13 protein-coding genes and 2 rRNA genes (1 of these 15 running past the window's edge) are annotated in these 15773 nt (G+C 60.3%); 8 read left to right on the forward strand and 7 right to left on the reverse strand.

All coding sequences use genetic code 11. The features are described from left to right. From BLR69_RS25090 to BLR69_RS25110, 5 genes are all read left to right on the forward strand, one after another. Positions 1-540, forward strand: a 23S ribosomal RNA gene (locus BLR69_RS25090); it begins 2352 nt to the left of the window's first position. Between the two features lie 155 nt (positions 541-695). Then, positions 696-811 (forward strand): 5S ribosomal RNA (gene rrf, locus BLR69_RS25095). A 159-nt stretch (positions 812-970) separates the two neighbouring features. Next, the gene (locus BLR69_RS25100; protein WP_071494285.1) at positions 971-1630 is read left to right on the forward strand and encodes a paraquat-inducible protein A; all 660 of its coding nucleotides are present in this window, start codon (positions 971-973) and stop codon (positions 1628-1630) included. Further along, complete coding sequence (locus BLR69_RS25105; protein WP_058423161.1) at positions 1617-2240, forward strand: paraquat-inducible protein A; 624 nt, start codon at positions 1617-1619, stop codon at positions 2238-2240. The genes BLR69_RS25100 and BLR69_RS25105 overlap by 14 nt, the downstream gene beginning before the upstream one ends. After that, complete coding sequence (locus BLR69_RS25110; RefSeq protein ID WP_071494284.1) at positions 2233-4536, forward strand: PqiB family protein; 2304 nt, start codon at positions 2233-2235, stop codon at positions 4534-4536. Before BLR69_RS25105 ends, BLR69_RS25110 begins: the two co-directional genes overlap by 8 nt. A 60-nt stretch (positions 4537-4596) precedes the next feature. Here the strand turns inward: BLR69_RS25110 and mksF are convergent, their stop codons facing one another. The 3 genes from mksF to mksB are packed head-to-tail and all read right to left on the reverse strand — an operon-like array spanning position 4597 to position 9408. Further along, on the reverse strand, positions 4597-7437 hold the full coding sequence (gene mksF, locus BLR69_RS25115; protein ID WP_010213400.1) for an Mks condensin complex protein MksF: 2841 nt from the start codon (positions 7435-7437) through the stop codon (positions 4597-4599). Further along, on the reverse strand, positions 7434-8141 hold the full coding sequence (mksE, locus tag BLR69_RS25120) for an Mks condensin complex protein MksE (RefSeq protein ID WP_016974932.1): 708 nt from the start codon (positions 8139-8141) through the stop codon (positions 7434-7436). The genes mksF and mksE overlap by 4 nt, the downstream gene beginning before the upstream one ends. Next, complete coding sequence (gene mksB, locus BLR69_RS25125; protein WP_071494283.1) at positions 8131-9408, reverse strand: Mks condensin complex protein MksB; 1278 nt, start codon at positions 9406-9408, stop codon at positions 8131-8133. The genes mksE and mksB overlap by 11 nt, the downstream gene beginning before the upstream one ends. Positions 9409-9595: 187 nt before the next feature. On the opposite strand from mksB, the gene BLR69_RS25130 reads away from it, so the two are divergent. Continuing rightward, entirely contained in the window at positions 9596-10342 is a 747-nt protein-coding gene (locus tag BLR69_RS25130) for an energy transducer TonB (RefSeq protein WP_071494282.1), read from the forward strand. Then, entirely contained in the window at positions 10335-10787 is a 453-nt protein-coding gene (rimI, locus tag BLR69_RS25135; protein ID WP_005784514.1) for a ribosomal protein S18-alanine N-acetyltransferase, read from the forward strand. The genes BLR69_RS25130 and rimI overlap by 8 nt, the downstream gene beginning before the upstream one ends. A 118-nt stretch (positions 10788-10905) precedes the next feature. Here rimI and BLR69_RS25140 read toward each other — a convergent pair whose 3' ends face one another. Next, positions 10906-11271: a serine kinase/phosphatase gene (locus BLR69_RS25140; protein WP_071494281.1), complete on the reverse strand. Its 366-nt coding sequence runs from the start codon at positions 11269-11271 to the stop codon at positions 10906-10908. Positions 11272-11410: 139 nt separating this feature from the next. Here BLR69_RS25140 and can point away from each other — a divergent pair, with 139 nt between their 5' ends. After that, positions 11411-12055 carry a carbonate dehydratase gene (gene can / locus BLR69_RS25145; protein WP_010213394.1) on the forward strand — a complete coding sequence of 215 codons (645 nt, stop codon included), beginning with the start codon at positions 11411-11413 and terminating at the stop codon, positions 12053-12055. On the opposite strand, the gene BLR69_RS25150 is transcribed toward can, so the two are convergent. The 3 genes from BLR69_RS25150 to acpA form a co-directional block, all read right to left on the reverse strand. Continuing rightward, a complete protein-coding gene (locus BLR69_RS25150) occupies positions 12052-12576 on the reverse strand; it encodes an SET domain-containing protein (RefSeq protein WP_071494280.1) in 525 nt (174 codons plus the stop codon). The two genes, can and BLR69_RS25150, sit on opposite strands and share 4 nt — an antisense overlap. A 147-nt stretch (positions 12577-12723) precedes the next feature. Next, positions 12724-13893, reverse strand: a complete 1170-nt coding sequence (locus BLR69_RS25155; RefSeq protein WP_071494279.1) for a hypothetical protein — start codon at positions 13891-13893, stop codon at positions 12724-12726. 122 nt (positions 13894-14015) lie between these two features. Continuing rightward, the gene (acpA, locus tag BLR69_RS25160) at positions 14016-15716 is read right to left on the reverse strand and encodes an acid phosphatase (protein ID WP_071494278.1); all 1701 of its coding nucleotides are present in this window, start codon (positions 15714-15716) and stop codon (positions 14016-14018) included. Between the last annotated feature and the right edge of the window lie 57 nt (positions 15717-15773).

Genomic DNA, 15773 nt, shown 5'->3' on the forward strand with positions numbered 1-15773 from the left:
GAGCAGGTACGAAAGTAGGTCTTAGTGATCCGGTGGTTCTGTATGGAAGGGCCATCGCTCAACGGATAAAAGGTACTCCGGGGATAACAGGCTGATACCGCCCAAGAGTTCATATCGACGGCGGTGTTTGGCACCTCGATGTCGGCTCATCACATCCTGGGGCTGAAGCCGGTCCCAAGGGTATGGCTGTTCGCCATTTAAAGTGGTACGCGAGCTGGGTTTAGAACGTCGTGAGACAGTTCGGTCCCTATCTGCCGTGGACGTTTGAGATTTGAGAGGGGCTGCTCCTAGTACGAGAGGACCGGAGTGGACGAACCTCTGGTGTTCCGGTTGTCACGCCAGTGGCATTGCCGGGTAGCTATGTTCGGAATAGATAACCGCTGAAAGCATCTAAGCGGGAAACTAGCCTCAAGATGAGATCTCACTGGAACCTTGAGTTCCCTGAAGGGCCGTCGAAGACTACGACGTTGATAGGTTGGGTGTGTAAGCGCTGTGAGGCGTTGAGCTAACCAATACTAATTGCCCGTGAGGCTTGACCATATAACACCCAAGCAATTTGACTACTCTAACGAGCATCAGATTGCGGTGTGTGAAGACGAAATGAACCGAAAGTTCGACGTTCACAAAACACCGAAAGCTGTCACATACCCAATTTGCTGAAGCGAGGCCTAGGCCACGACTCAGTACCCGAATTTCTTGACGACCATAGAGCATTGGAACCACCTGATCCCATCCCGAACTCAGTAGTGAAACGATGCATCGCCGATGGTAGTGTGGGGTTTCCCCATGTGAGAGTAGGTCATCGTCAAGATTAAATTCCAGAACCCCTGATTGCTTATGCAGTCAGGGGTTTTGTTTTGGGCGGTCGAAAACTCAAGCGCTACTTATCCCCCGACAAATTTGCACAGTTATTTCTGAACCAGAGCACTAGAATAGGCACCTAACCATTTTTAGAGTCAGAGCCCTATCTATGCCCGATCCGGCTGATGCCCTCGAGCTATCGGATTTACCACTGGACGACCTGGTGGCATGCCATGAGTGCGACTTGCTGATGCGCAAACCGGTGCTCGCCCTCGGCGAAAAAGCCCAATGCCCGCGTTGCGGTTACGAGCTGTACGCTCACCGCCACAATGTCGTTGAGCGAAGTCTCGCCTTGGTGCTGGCAGCACTGCTGCTGTATGTCCCCGCGAACTTTCTACCCATCATGCAGCTCAATCTACTTGGGCAGTCTTCCGAAGACACCGTGTGGAGTGGCGTCGTTGGTTTGTTCGACACCGGCATGCAAGGTGTCGCCGTTGTCGTTTTTCTGTGCAGCATGGGCATCCCCTTGCTCAAGCTGCTTTGCCAATTGGCAGTGCTGCTCAGCATCCGCTGGAATGTCGGGCGTAGTTATGGGCTACTGCTGTACCGCATTTACCATCACATGAAAGATTGGGGAATGCTGGAGGTCTATTTGATGGGCGTACTGGTGGCGATCGTAAAGCTCGCCGACATGGCCGCCATCACGGTCGGCCTGGGGCTGGTCTGCTTTGTCAGCCTATTGGTGGTTCAGGTGTTGCTTGAGGTGGTGATGTCGCCCCACCAGATCTGGCAAGCGCTATCAGGAGAGGATGATCATGCGGGCGATTGATGCAGGCATTCTGATTTGTACCGAATGCCACGAGTTGAACAAGCAAGACGCTGATAGCGACGAGCAAACCTGTACCCGTTGTGGTGCGCTGATCCATGCCCGTCGCCCCAACAGCCTTACCCGTACCTGGGCGCTGCTGATCACCGCGGCGATCTTGTACATTCCCGCCAACCTGTTACCTATCATGACCATCAATTCGCTTGGCCAGGGTGACCCCAGCACTATCATGGCTGGGGTGATTCAACTGGTGCAGCATGGCATGTACCCGATCGCGGCTGTGGTGTTCATCGCCAGCATCCTGGTGCCAACCTTCAAGCTGGTCGGCATAGGTCTGCTACTGTTCTCGGTGCAGCGTCACCAACCGTTGTCCGCGCAACAACGCATTGTGATGTACCGCTTTATCGAATTCATTGGCCGCTGGTCCATGCTGGATATCTTCGTGATCGCCATCCTGGTGGCGGTTGTTAACTTTGGGCGACTTGCCAGTGTCGAGGCCAATCTCGGCGCTGCGGCGTTCGCCAGTGTGGTGATCTTGACGATGCTTGCCGCAGTAACTTTTGATCCCCGACTGATTTGGGACAACACGGAGTCGGACGACGACCATGAGTGATTTGCCAAAAGCTAAAACCCGCCCAGCCTCCAACTGGTCGGCCATTTGGGTGTTGCCTCTGATTGCCCTGATCATCGGTGGATGGCTGGGGTGGCGTGCCTATTCCCAGCAGGGCATCGACATCCAGGTGCGCTTTGAAAGCGGCGAAGGCATCCAGGTCAACAAGACCGAAGTGGTCTACAAAGGCATGCCGGTGGGCAAGGTCAAGGCCCTGGCGTTGGATGACGAGGGTAACAATCGCGGGGTGATTGCCACCATCGAGATGAACAAGGACGTCGAACAATACCTGAAGACCAATACCCGTTTCTGGCTGGTCAAGCCGAGTGTCAGCCTCGCTGGCATCACCGGCCTGGAAACCCTGGTGTCGGGTAACTACATCGCCGCCAGCCCGGGCGACGGTGAGCCCACACGCAAGTTCAAGGCGCTCTCCGAAGAGCCGCCCCTGTCCGACGCCAAGCCCGGTTTGCACCTGACCATCAAGGCTGACCGTCTCGGTTCGCTCAACCGTGGCAGCCCGGTGTTCTACAAGCAGATCCAGGTGGGCCAGGTCAAAAGCTATCTGCTCTCCGAAGACCAGAGTACCGTCGAGATCAAGGTCTATATCGAACCGACCTACGCCAGTCTCGTGCGCAAACACACACGTTTCTGGAACGCCAGCGGCATCAGCATCGATGCGAACCTCTCCGGCGTGAAAGTGCGCAGCGAATCCCTCTCCAGCATCGTTGCCGGCGGCATCGCCTTCGCCACGCCGGAGAACCGCAAGGACAGTCCGCCTACGGATCCGAGCCTGCCATTCCGGCTGTACGAAGATTTCGACGCCGCTGCGGCCGGCATCAAGGTCAAGGTCACACTCTCCGACTTCGAAGGCCTGCAGGCCGGCCGTACACCGGTGATGTACAAAGGTATTCAGGTCGGCAGCCTGAAAACGCTGAAGATCAACCCAGACCTTTCCAGTGCTAACGCCGAACTGACCCTTGATCCCCTGGCTGAAGATTACCTGGTACAGGACACTCAGTTCTGGGTGGTCAAACCGTCTATTTCCCTGGCGGGTATCACTGGGCTTGAAGCCTTGGTCAAAGGTAACTACATCGCCATTCGCCCAGGTGACAAAGGGACGCCTCCACAGCGTGAGTACGTCGCACGGGCCAAGGCGCCACCATTGGACCTGCGTTCCCCTGGCCTGCACATGGTGCTGTTTACCGACAACCTCGGCTCTCTGGATGTCGGCAGCCCGATTCTCTACAAGCAGGTCAAGGTCGGCTCGGTGCAGAGCTACCAGTTCTCGCGCAAGAACAAACAATTGGTGATCGGCGTCCACATCGAGAAGGAATACGAAAACCTGGTCAACGGTTCGACACGCTTCTGGAATGCCAGCGGCGTCACCCTGACCGGTGGCCTCACTGGCGGCATCCAAGTGAAGAGTGAATCCCTTGCCAGCTTGATGGCTGGCGGTATCGCCTTCGAAACACCCGAGCAGAACGTTCCGCTGAAAAAGCGCATCCCACGTTTCCGTCTGTTTGCCGACCGCGAGGCCGCCAACCAGCACGGTACCCTGGTGACCATCAAGGTCGACCGCGCCGACGGCATGCGCCCTGGTACACCGGTACGTTTCAAAGGTCTGGACGTGGGCAAGATCGAAAGTGTCGACCTCAGTGCCGACATGCAGTCGGTGTTGCTCAGTGCACGTATCACCCAGGTGGCGGATCGGATCGCCCGCGTCGGCAGCCAGTTCTGGGTGGTCAAGCCTGAGTTGGGCCTGATGAAAACCGCCAACCTGGAAACCCTGGTCACCGGGCAATACATCGAAGTACAACCGGCTGTGAAAAACGCCGGCCCGCAGAAGAGTTTCGTCGCGCTGGACCAGCCCCCTGAAGCTGCCCATCAGGAAGCCGGCCTGAGCCTGACCCTTAGCGCCGCACGCCGCGGTTCGCTGAAGGAGGGCGTACCAGTCACCTACCGCGAAGTCACCGTGGGCAAAGTCACCGGCTACGAGCTGGGCCAAACCGCCGACCGCGTGTTGATCCACATTCTGATCGAGCCCAAATATGCCCCGTTGGTCCGCAGCGGTAGCCGATTCTGGAACACCAGCGGCTTTGGCCTCGACTTCGGCCTGTTCAAGGGCGCAACCGTACGCACGGAATCCTTGGAAACGCTGGTCGCTGGCGGTATCGCCTTCGCCACACCCGATGGCGAGCGCATGGGCAATGCCGCCCGGCCACAGCAAACCTTCCCGCTGTTCGACAAGTTTGAAGATGAGTGGCTGACCTGGGCACCTAAAATTCCGCTCGGCAAATAAGCGCCACAAAAAAGGCCGCGATCCATAGATCGCGGCCTTTTTGCATTTCAGCGCATGACGTCAGACTTCATCCAGCTCCGGCTCATCCGCCTGCACATTCATCGTCGCCTTCACCACATCATGACGACGGATGTACTTCCAGTCCGCCTCATCGATGTAGATCCCATTCGGCCCGCTGCCGCCTTCCAGGTCGATCGCCACCTGGGCGGAGACCTGCGGCTTCACACTGGCCAGGATCGGTACGAAGCCCAGCTGCAAGCTGGTCTCCAACAGGGCAGCCTGGTTCTTCTCATCGATGTCCGCCGCTTCGTCAAGGTAGTACGGCAAACGCACACGCCCGGCCTGGTCACGGTCCATCAAGTGCAGCAACAAGTACATGTTGGTCAGCGCCTTGATGGTCATGGTGGTGCCGTTGGACGCGGCGCCATCGATGTCAGTGTGGATCACCGGCTGGCCATGCACCTTGGTGATCTCGAACGCCAGCTCGAACAAGTCCTTGAGACCCAGCTGGTTATGGTTGGCTGCCACCAGCCGCGCCAGGTACTCCTTGGCTTCTTCGTTCTTGTTGTCCTGCTCGGCGCTCTGGCTCAGGTCGAACACCGACAGGGTTTCGCCTTCTTCATACTGACCGGCACTGTGGATGATCTGGTCGATATGCTTGAGCGCTTCCTTGTTCGGCGCCAGCACGATGCGGAAGCTTTGCAGGTTGGAGACTTGGCGCTTGTTGATCTCACGGTTGAACAACGCCAGTTGATGCTCAAGGCTGTCGTAGTCGCTGCGGATGTTGCGCAGGGTCCGTGCGATATCGGTGACCGCCGCACGGCGGGCCTTGCCGAGTGTCAGCGCTTCATCCGTGCGGTGCGCATAGGCATTGATCAGCAATTGCAGGCGGCGCTCGACATCATCCTCGCTGTCGAACTTGGCCACGCCCTTGAGGCGGACCTGGGCGTACAGCGCTTCGATCTGGCCATCGGCGCGCAACAAGCCTTGCCAGCTGTCCTGATAGTCATTGAGCAGCGGCAGCAGGTTGTCCATGGAGTCGTCGACCGGGTCCATGAACGGTGTGCCGAACGGCAAATCCGCCGGTAACAATTGACGGCGACGCAACGCGTCGTCCAGCGTGCGTTGCTTGGCTTCCATGTCGCCGATCTGGCGGCCCACCAGTTGCAGCTTCGCCGACAGTTGCTGAACACGCTCGGTGAACGCATCACTGGAACGCTTCAACTCGTCTTGTGCGGCTTCCATCTGCGCCAGGTTTTCCAGCTTTTCGCCTTCCTCCGCGCTCAGGGTTTGCGCACGGCGGAAGTCTTCCAGCGCCTTCTGCGCATCGAGCACCTGCTGGTACAGCGCTTCTGTCTGAGTCTTGCTCGCGGCACGGTCAGACGCGACAGCCTGCTGGGTTTTCAGTTGCTTGAGTTCTTTCTCCAGGCGCTCTTTCTGGTCGCGCAACGCCGCGCGATCCGCCAGGGCCTGCAAGGCCGGCGGTTCGATATGGGAGATGTCGATGGACAGCCCCGGTACTTCAAAGCGCTCACCCTTGAAGCCGTCGAGTATCTGCTCCAGGGATTTGACCCACTGGCCGTCCTCGTCCAGCGTGATGCCATGTTCGCCCAACGGCAGGCTGAACAACGAACTGTTGAACAGGCGCATCAGACGCTCGACGTCTTGCTGTGAGAATTCCTCCCGCAGTTTGGCGTAGCTGTTGTTGTCCGCGTGATCGAGCTGCTGCTTGACCGACTTCAGGCGCTTTTCCAGATCGCGCAAACGCTCGTCCAGATCCTCGGCACTGAACTGCCGCGACTGCGCCAGGGCGCCCGCCAGTTCATCGTGGGCATCCTTGGCCGCCAGCAGTTGCTGCTCCAGCACCTTCACGTCATCCACCAGGGCAAAGCGATGCTTGAGCACCGACAACTCGCCCAGCCAACGCTGGATACCGCTGATTTCCCGCTCCAGGCGCATCAGCTCCTGGGTGCCGCCACGTTGGTCGTTCTGCAACGCGTCCTGCTCGTTGCGGTAGTGTTCGGCCTGGATCGTCAGTTCTTCCTTGCGCGCGCTGGCGTAGTCCGACCAAGTGCCGAGCAACGAATCCAGCAGCGGCGATAGGCGATGCAATTTGCCGCGCAAAATGTCGCGCTGCTTCACGCCATTGGACAGCGCTTCAACCAACGGGCCAGCTGCAACCAGGGAGTTGTAGTCCTGCTCCATCCGTCGCACATCACGGAAGGCTTCTTCGCACGCCGCGATGTAGTCCACGCTACCCGAGCGCAGGCTGTGCTCAAACGCATCCAGGAACAATTGCTTGAGCTTGGCCGCGGTGATTTCACGCATGTGCAGCAGGTTGATAAACAGTGCGCGGAAGGTCTTCAGGCTCTGCTCGCTGGTGGAGCGCAGTGGAATCAACGTCAGGTCCAGCGGGATCGACGTATGCCCGCCCACCAGCAAGCGACGCAGTTCATCCGGCTTGAGTTCGTAGGCTTTCAGGCCTTCGCGCTCGAGGTTGGTGAACAGCTCTTTCTGACGCAGGCAGGTGTCATTCTTCTGGTAGTGCGCCAGGTCCAGCTTGCCGGCATAGGCGAAGAACTGGTGACCGAAACCACCGCCCGGGCCACGCCCGACCACGCCGATCACATGGGGGCCGTGGGGCAGCGAGACTTCCACGAGGATGTAGCTGGTGTCGGTGGCGAAGTAGAAGCGCCGCGATTGTTCCAGGGTGTACTTGCCGAAACTCATGTCCGACATGCGCGCCAGGATCGGGAACTGCAAGGCGTTGATCGAGGCGGATTTACCCAGGTTGTTCGCGCCATACACGGACAGCGGCTCTTCCAGCGGGAACAGGCCCAGGCTGTAGCCGGCGGTGTTCAATAGGGCGAAGCGGCGGATGCCGTAGCGTTCCTTGCTCATGCATCGGTCTCCTGTTCTTCGGCAATGGCGCGGGCCAGGGCGTCTTCTTCGCTTTCATCGGCGAAGTCGCTCAAGTCGAGTGGGTCATCGGTTTTCAGCAATTTCTCATCGCTGTCTTCGTCGATGATCACCGGTGCCGGCAGCGGCAACACGCTGTGCACGCTGGCTGCCAGGTCGCGGTCTTGCTGCACCGACAGGCACACATCGAGGAAGCGGTGCATCGGCGGCAGGAAGCGATAGATGCCGTTGTCTTCGCTGGCAAAACCCAGCTGGGTCATGCGGCGCATGATTTTTTCTTCGAGTTCTTCCTGGGTCTGCACTTCGGCCTGGATAAACAGGTCACGGTATTTCTCCAGCAACGACGGCAGCTCATCACGGCCGAGGCTGCCACCGTCAAGCACGGCGATCGGGTCGCGGCCCTGGTCGGCCAGGTGCTCGACGATGATGAAGGTGAACAGCGCCAGGCGCTGGGCGGTCTTGTTGACCTGCGCGGCGGCCACGGCAGTGTCCGGCACGAAGTAGTAGAAGCCCCGCGTGTCGCACACCAGTTCAAAGCCCAGGGCCTTGAACAGCGTGCGGTACTGGTCCTGGAAGTTCGACAGTTGTGCGTACAGCTCCGGGTCGCGGCGGCTGACGTGGTAACCCTTGAACAGCTCGCGAAAGATTGGCGCCAGCTGGGACAGTTCGGATAGATCAAGATGCATGAGGTGTACTCGCAGGGTGCTCGGCGGCGTCGGATCCGGCCGGGAGCAGGGCGAATGAGCGCAGGCTGACCTGGTGCTCGTGTGTGTGGTAATCGCGGCGTTCCAGGCGTTCGCGCTTGAAGCGTTTTTCCCGCGAGAGGCGCGAGAACCAGTACAGCAATTCGTCGGTGGCGCCGTCTGGTTCCTGCTCCAGCAGCCAGGTCATCAGGTCCGGCATCGGCAGGGCGTCTTCGCAGCGCTCGAGCATCTCCTTGACCGTGCGCGGTGCACGCTGGGCGTCGCCCTTGTGGGACTTGTGCGCCTTGGGAAAGCGCGCCGGTTTCGGCTCGAAATTCGCCAGCGCATACACATAGGCTTCGACCTGGCTGGCGCTGCCGAGGAAGGTGCTCTGCGGCCGGGTGAACATCGGCATCGCCGCCTGTGGCACTGCGTCCAGGCCTTTACGGCGGATCGCCGACAAGGCCAGCGCCGCACCACGGGTCACGGCGTTGTGCCGACGCGCTTCTTCACGCAGCGGCAGCAGCAGTTCGCGGGCATGACGCAAGGTCAGTTGGGCGCTGGTCTGCATTTCCAGAATGCGCGCGTGGGTGCGCAGCAACATGTCGTCGTCCACCAGGTGGCCGAGGCGCTGCTGTTCGGTGAGCATGCGCAGCAACACATTTTCCACCTTGCGCACGCCTTGTTCGAAGGCGCCGTCGGCGTTCACCAGCTGGATCATCGGTTCGACGTATTCGTCCCAGGTCGCCAGGACCTCGGCATAACGCTGGCGCAACGGGATCTGCCGGTCGCTGGTCTTGGCGCGGTCTGCCACGGCGGCGAGGGCCTGTTCGTCGTTGGCGAGTTTTTTCAGCACATCGCGCACGCGCATGTCGAGCAGGCGCAGTTGACGGGCCAGGTCGTGGCCGTCACGGATGTCGAAGGCGTCCTGGATGTAGCCGGCCAGGCGCTCGAGGTGGCGCAGGTAGGCTTCGATTTCCAGGCACAGGCCAAGCCGGTGCTCCTTGCGAAGATAGGCCAGGAAATCGTGGATCTGTGCATTGAGCTCGAAACGGTTCGGGCTCTTGGCGACAGGCACCAGGATGTCCAGGCGAATCCACACGTCCAGCAGGCTGGTGATGTCCTGTGGCGTGCTGTCCAGTTGTTGGGCGGCCAGTTGTGCGCGCAGTTCACTCAGGCTCAGGGTGCCTTGGTCGAAGTGTTCGCACAGTGGCTCAAGCAGGGCCCAGTGTTCGGCGAGGGCGCGCAAGACGCGCTTGGGTTCGATCATTGGAATGGCCGGCTGGTTGGCGATTAAAAGTCGCGATTGTACTGCATCGGACGCGGGATTTATCCACAGCCGGTCAGTACGCAGTGGGCGATTGTTGCCGAACAGCGGTAGAATCGCCGCTCTTTAGTTATCCACAAGTGGCCGAGCTGTGCTTATCGAGTCCCGACGTCGCGCTTACTTGACCGCCATGCAGGTGGTCAACTGGCTGCCCCGCACCGAACTGCCGTTTGCCGCGCCGTCGCGGCCCGAGCTGTTGCAGGCGCTTGAGCCCTATGAGGCGTTCGAGTCTTCGGGCGAGGAAGCGGCTGCGCCGGTGGCGGTGGTCAAGCCCACGCCGGAGACGCGACCGGTGGTCGAGCGCGCCAAGATCGAAGTGCCGCGTCCTGCGCCAATCACCAAGGCCGCCAAGGTGGTCGAAGAGGCGGCCCCGGTGGTCAAGGCCCCGGTGGTGCCGCCACCGCGCTTTGCCCTGCAATTGCTGCGCGCCGGGCGCTGCCTGCTGCTGGTGGAGTTACCCACCGGCGAACGTTTCCAGACCCGCGACCCCGCCTACATGCTGCTCAAGGACATGCTGCGCGCCGCCGGCCTGCCCGACAGCCCGCAAATCGTCGGCGACCCGGTGCGTTGGCCGCTGCTGGTGCGCGGCAACATGGACCAGGGCCCCGAGGCCGCGCGGGATTTTGTGCAAGGTTTTGTGTCTGCGCGCCTGGAGGACGAACCCTGCGTGTGCCTGTGGCTGATCGGCCTGCCCGCCGTGCGTTTTGCGGGCGAGGCCAATGCCGAAGCCTGGTACCGCGAACTGCAGGTCGAAAGCCTGGGTTCGGTGTGGGCCCTGCCGGGTCTGGAATTATTAATGGAAGAGCCACAGCGTAAGGCTGATGTCTGGCAAGCCATGCGCCGGCTGATGGCGCGCTGGAAAACAACCGATGAGTGAGGCTTTATCCTTCCGCCCGATGACCGAGGCCGACCTCGACGCTGTGCTGAAAATCGAATATGCGGCGTTCAGCCACCCCTGGACCCGTGGGATCTTTCTCGATGGGCTGGGCAAATACCAGATCTGGCTGATGTTTGAAGGTGAACAGCAGGTGGGGCACGGCGTGGTGCAGATCATCCTCGACGAGGCGCATCTGCTGAACATCACCGTCAAACCGGAAAACCAGGGACGCGGCCTTGGCCTGGCGCTGCTGGAACACCTGATGTCCCGCGCCTATGCCGCCAGTGCACGGGAATGCTTCCTGGAAGTGCGCGACAGCAATACCGGCGCGTTTCGCCTGTATGAGCGCTATGGCTTCAACGAGATTGGCCGTCGCCGGGACTACTACCCGGCTGTCGGTGGCCGCGAAGATGCGGTCGTCATGGCCTGCACCCTGGTCGACTAAATACATCGCCCCATTGTGGGAGGGGGCTTGCCCCCGATGGCGGTGTACCAGACACCTTATCAGTCTGACATGCCGCTATCGGGGGCAAGCCCCCTCCCACCTGTAGGGCCACGTTTTGTCAGCGGTTACCGTCTACTGGATCAATATCCGCCAATTCGGCCTCATCCAGGCCATTGCCCCCACCGATCTCATCCTCATCGACGATACTCAGGTCCCAGTCCGCCGGTTCGCCTTCGCCCGCTTCCTGAGCATCCCGTGCTCCATCTTCATGGATCAGCGTTTCAGGGCTCATGTCATCGTCCGTCGCTTCATGGTCTTCGGTCGAAGCCCCGGTCAGCCCGGCCTCGCGCACCCGTTCGTCGCCGATATGCGTGGTGGGCGCGTCTTCGTCAAAATCCAGCTCACGCATCGAGCCCATGCGATCTTCATTGTCATCAATCGGTTCGGGCTGTGTAGCGCCGTAGGGACGTCGTGATTCAGTCATGGCCAATCCTCATACTGTGGGGCTTATAGTGTGTGGACAGGCACGGAAGGCTAAAGATTCAAGCTGATTCGTGCTGAGCGTGACCTGGACGCGGGGTTGTCAGTCACAAAACTGCGCATCATTCCTGAGGCTTTCCCTGATGAACGAACTACAAGACCTGCTTGATAACAATGAACGCTGGGCGGACGCGATCAAACAGGAAGATCCCGAATTCTTCGCCAAGCTCGCCCGCCAGCAAACCCCGGAATACCTGTGGATCGGCTGTTCCGATGCCCGCGTACCGGCCAACGAGATCGTCGGCATGCTGCCGGGGGATCTGTTCGTGCACCGTAATGTGGCCAACGTGGTGCTGCACACCGACCTCAATTGCCTGTCGGTGATCCAGTACGCGGTGGACGTGCTCAAGGTCAAACACATCCTCGTGACTGGCCACTATGGTTGCGGCGGCGTGCGCGCCTCGATGCAGGACCGCCAGTTCGGCCTGATCGACGGCTGGCTGCGCACGATTCGCGACCTCTACTACGAGAACCGCGACCTGCTGGCCCAATTACCGACTGAAGAAGAACGCGTCGACCGCCTTTGCGAGTTGAACGTGATCCAGCAAGTGGCCAACGTCGGTCACACCAGCATCGTGCAGAACGCCTGGCACCGTGGGCAGAGCCTGTCGATCCACGGCTGCATCTACGGCATCAAGGATGGGCGCTGGAAGAGCTTGAATACCACTATCAGTGGTTTCGAGCAGTTGCCACCGCAGTATCGCTTGCGTCCATTGGGTGAGGCCTAAGGGACGCCCAGGCTGCGCTTCTCTTCGAGGAAGCGCAGCCCCTCTGCATTGATCTGTTCATTCCAGCCTTTGATCCACTCCTTGCAGCAGGGCGCGCCGCAGGTGCAAGCGAATTGAACGTCCAGGATGTCGCAGGTGCTGGCGTAGTCGAGCGTGATCCAGGTTCCTGCGCAGATCGGAGCCACTGCCCAAAGCTCCAAGTATTGAGTATCGAGAAAGGTGTTTGGGCTGCAGGAGTGGCGCAATTGGCCGCAGAACCATCGGTCATACAGGTAAATGCGCGAAGAAATCTGAAAGGTATGCTTGCACCTTTCGCTCAACGCATAGCCTGATACCTTGGCGATGCATGTCCGGCTGCCAAAATTGATACGAGCCTTTATTCCCGTGGGTTCCCCCTCTGGGTCGTGGACCACCTGAAATTCACGGCTCGAAGGGTAGCCACGCGTAAAAGACGTGCTCGCGAAGGGATAAAGGCAGTCACTCGCAGCGGTTTTAGCCTTATCCATGGCCTGAGTTTTCATAACTCTCCTGGTTTAGGCTGCATCGACCTGCGGGTGGTGGCTGACTACCAGTCTTGCAGCGGATGGGCGCGGCTCAAGACTCGCTGAACATGGAGCCGATTTCTACTGTCAATGTTGACAGTAGAAATCGGCTTTTTTTTGTGTAATTTACAGCGCCGGCGCACTGACCGTCGGGGCTGGGGCCGCATTGCGCAGCTGTTTTAACTGGGTCTTGATGGTGGGCGTAGCGCACTTGGCATTCGCGTCTTGCGGGGAAAGATTGCGCACCGAGGTGTAGAACAGCTCGCACGTCTGCTCCTTGCGCGTGACTTGCCAGGTATTCATGCAGGCCTTGAGCAATACATTCGGATCGCTCGCGGGTTTCTGGCCCATCCCGGCCTGCCAGCAGGCGGCGCTCAGGTCCTGGCCCATGACCTTCAAGCCGGCCTCGTCGGCTTTCTGCTCGTTGCCGTCGTAGGTGTCGGGGCTCGCGGCATACCAGATGTAACTGGGGTGGTTCGAACCCAGCACCGAAACGGTTTGGCCGGCGGCTGGGCTGATCTGCGCCAGGCCCAGCACGCCTACCGTCTGCCCGTATTGTTGCTTGATCCAGCTGCGCACCGGTGCGCCGAACGCCACCATGGGCAATGCCCCTTTGGCCGGCAGGCTCAACTCCCGGACCATGCGCGTCTGGTAATCGGTGAAGTAGCTGTAGAGGCCTTCCAGGTCCTTGCCCGCATTGGACGGCGCGGCGATGGGCGCGATATCGATGATGGTCTGGTAGGCCGGGGTTTCGGTGGCCGGGATGCCATTGTCGGTCAGCAGAGTGGCCCAGCGGTCGGTGGTGGCCGATTCCAGGTAGTCCTGGGCCTGGGTCAGCGAGTAGTCCGGCGGGAAGTGCAGTAGCTCGATGCTTTTGCGATTTTCCAGGGCCATGCCCAGCGGCAGGAACAGGTACCAGTTGTAGGCCCACTTGCCATCGCTGTTGAGCTTGCTGGCGCCTTGATAAGCCAGGTCGGCGGTATTGAGCAGGGTGGTCAGCGGTTGGCCATAACTGTCCGGCACACCGCTGAAAGTCGCCGAAACCTGACCGTCATGGGTCTTGACGCTGACTTTCGCCCGGCTGTACCCATCCCGTTGCAGGCTCTGGTTCAAGTAATGTTCGGCAGTCTGTTCCAGCGTCCAGGGCCGAAAGCAGATCACGTTGCAGTTGTTGGGGAAAGCGAATAGTTGAGTCACACGTTGCGTGCTCCCCAGCGGCACCTCGATGTCGGCCTGTACTGCCGCACTCGCCATCAGTGCGGCCAGGGTGAAGGACAGCCTGGTTGGTTTGAACATGGTTGTTTCCTTGTCAGCGAAAGCCCGTCTGCGCGGGGTGAAAGCCCACCCCAACACAGTAGCGGCTGACCAGGAAAACCGCGTGCTAAATCACCGGGCGTGTCGCTATTGGATAAGAAAACCTACACGCTGAACTGCAACGCGTTGCTCAAGTCGCCCATGGGTTTCTGGCCGCGGGCGATCATCGCGTCATCGCGCTGCTTGAGGCCGTCCAGGGTTTCCAGCTGGAACACCCGGGTGATCAGGCGCAGGATCGATGCGGTGTCGTACACCGTATGGTCCACCGTGCCTTTGCGGGCGAACGGCGACACCACCAGCGCCGGAATCCGCGTGCCAGGGCCCCAGCGGTCGCCCTTGGGCGGTGCCACGTGGTCCCACCAACCGCCGTTTTCGTCGACCGTCACCACCACCACCATGTTTTTCCACTGCGGGCTCTCTTGCAGTACCTTCAAGGCACGGGCGATATGGCGGTCGCCCGAGGCCACGTCGGCATAGCCCGCGTGCATGTTCAGGTTGCCCTGGGGTTTGTAGAAGGTGACAGCGGGCAGCTTGCCGGCCTGGGCGTCGGCAAAGAACTTGTTGGTGCTCGACTCGTCTCCCAAACCGCCATCACGCAGGCGCTTGTCGCGCTCGGTGCGGTTCTCGGGACCCTGCTGCTTGAAGTAGTTGAACGGCTGGTGGTGATACTGGAAGTTCGGGATTTTCGGAATACCGCCCGAATCCTTGAACTGGTCCAGCGTCGCTTGCCACGCGCCGGCGTACCACGCCCAGTCGACGTTCTTCTTCGACAGCTTGTCGCCGATGTGTTCGTGGGTTTGCGGCACCAGCACGTTGGGCAGGTCAGGCTTGGAGTAATCCGGGTTTTCCGGGTCGCGGATCCAGGTCGGCCAGTAGGGCGGGGCCAGGGTGTTCACGCCGTAGCCATCCGGGGTCAGCGCGCTGGGGCCGAACTGCGGCGGGCCGCTCATGGCGCTGGCGGGGGACTTGTCCAGGGGCTTGAGGCGCGGGTCGGTCGGGTCATCGCTTTGCAGCGTGGCGATCTGCGCCTTGGCCACCGATTGCGCGGCATTCGGGTAAAACGGCGCGGTGGCGCTGATCAGGTATTGGTGGTTGAGGAACGAGCCGCCAAACGCACCCTGGAAGAAGTTATCGCAGAGCACAAACTCCTTGGCCACGTCCCACAGGCGCAGGGCATAACGGCTCTGGGCGTAATGCCCCATCACCAGGCCGCCAGAGTCGGCCCAGGCGACGAAGTTGTCATTCTTGCCGCCGTTGATCTGCATCTGGTTCTGGTAGAACACGTGCCACAGGTCACGGGTGACCAGGTTCAGGGGCAGGTCTTCGGCGTTCGGGCCCTTGAGGGCGAAGGGCGCGTTGGGCAGGTTTTCCTGAAATTGCACTTCGCTGGGGTAGGTCACCCCGTCCACCGTTTGCGGGCCGACTTGCAGCACGCCGCCCCACGCCGGAGGCAGGCTGGTCAACAAGCTGCCATCGCGGTCACGCTGCTGCGTGTCGGCAGCGGATAGCGCCGACAGCGGTTTCTCAACGCCGGGGAAATCCGCAAACAGGTTGTTGAAACTGCGGTTCTCGGCGTAGATCACCACCACGGTTTTCACCTGCTCGTGCAAGGCTTTGTCCAGCTCTTGCGGCGTGAGCGGCCGTGCCACCGGTTTGCCCGGTGCTTCGCTGGTATTGCCGCAGGCACTCAGGGTCGCACCGACCCCCAACACCGCCGCGCCCCCCAGGAAACGCCGGCGGCTGGTGTCGACGGGCGGTTGGGCTGTGGAATCGGGGGAAGGGCGGTCTTCGTGCTCGTCGCTCATTGCGGGGGAGTCCTTGGCGAGATGTTGCAAGATATTTCGCAGGACGGTAGCAATGCA

Origin of the sequence: Pseudomonas azotoformans, assembly GCF_900103345.1 — a bacterium.
In the GTDB taxonomy this organism is placed as follows: Bacteria; Pseudomonadota; Gammaproteobacteria; order Pseudomonadales; family Pseudomonadaceae; genus Aquipseudomonas; species Aquipseudomonas azotoformans.

Bases quoted from the DNA above. Each gene is read 5' to 3' on its own strand.
- BLR69_RS25140 (WP_071494281.1), bottom strand. From the start codon at position 11,271: ATGACTGAATCACGACGTCCCTACGGCGCTACACAGCCCGAACCGATT.
- can (WP_010213394.1), top strand. From the start codon at position 11,411: ATGAACGAACTACAAGACCTGCTTGATAACAATGAACGCTGGGCGGAC.
- BLR69_RS25105 (WP_058423161.1), top strand. From the start codon at position 1,617: ATGCGGGCGATTGATGCAGGCATTCTGATTTGTACCGAATGCCACGAG.
- acpA (WP_071494278.1), bottom strand. From the start codon at position 15,716: ATGAGCGACGAGCACGAAGACCGCCCTTCCCCCGATTCCACAGCCCAA.
- mksF (WP_010213400.1), bottom strand. From the start codon at position 7,437: ATGAGCAAGGAACGCTACGGCATCCGCCGCTTCGCCCTATTGAACACC.
- BLR69_RS25100 (WP_071494285.1), top strand. From the start codon at position 971: ATGCCCGATCCGGCTGATGCCCTCGAGCTATCGGATTTACCACTGGAC.
- BLR69_RS25130 (WP_071494282.1), top strand. From the start codon at position 9,596: ATGCAGGTGGTCAACTGGCTGCCCCGCACCGAACTGCCGTTTGCCGCG.
- mksE (WP_016974932.1), bottom strand. From the start codon at position 8,141: ATGCATCTTGATCTATCCGAACTGTCCCAGCTGGCGCCAATCTTTCGC.
- rimI (WP_005784514.1), top strand. From the start codon at position 10,335: ATGAGTGAGGCTTTATCCTTCCGCCCGATGACCGAGGCCGACCTCGAC.
- BLR69_RS25110 (WP_071494284.1), top strand. From the start codon at position 2,233: ATGAGTGATTTGCCAAAAGCTAAAACCCGCCCAGCCTCCAACTGGTCG.
- BLR69_RS25155 (WP_071494279.1), bottom strand. From the start codon at position 13,893: ATGTTCAAACCAACCAGGCTGTCCTTCACCCTGGCCGCACTGATGGCG.
- BLR69_RS25150 (WP_071494280.1), bottom strand. From the start codon at position 12,576: ATGAAAACTCAGGCCATGGATAAGGCTAAAACCGCTGCGAGTGACTGC.
- mksB (WP_071494283.1), bottom strand. From the start codon at position 9,408: ATGATCGAACCCAAGCGCGTCTTGCGCGCCCTCGCCGAACACTGGGCC.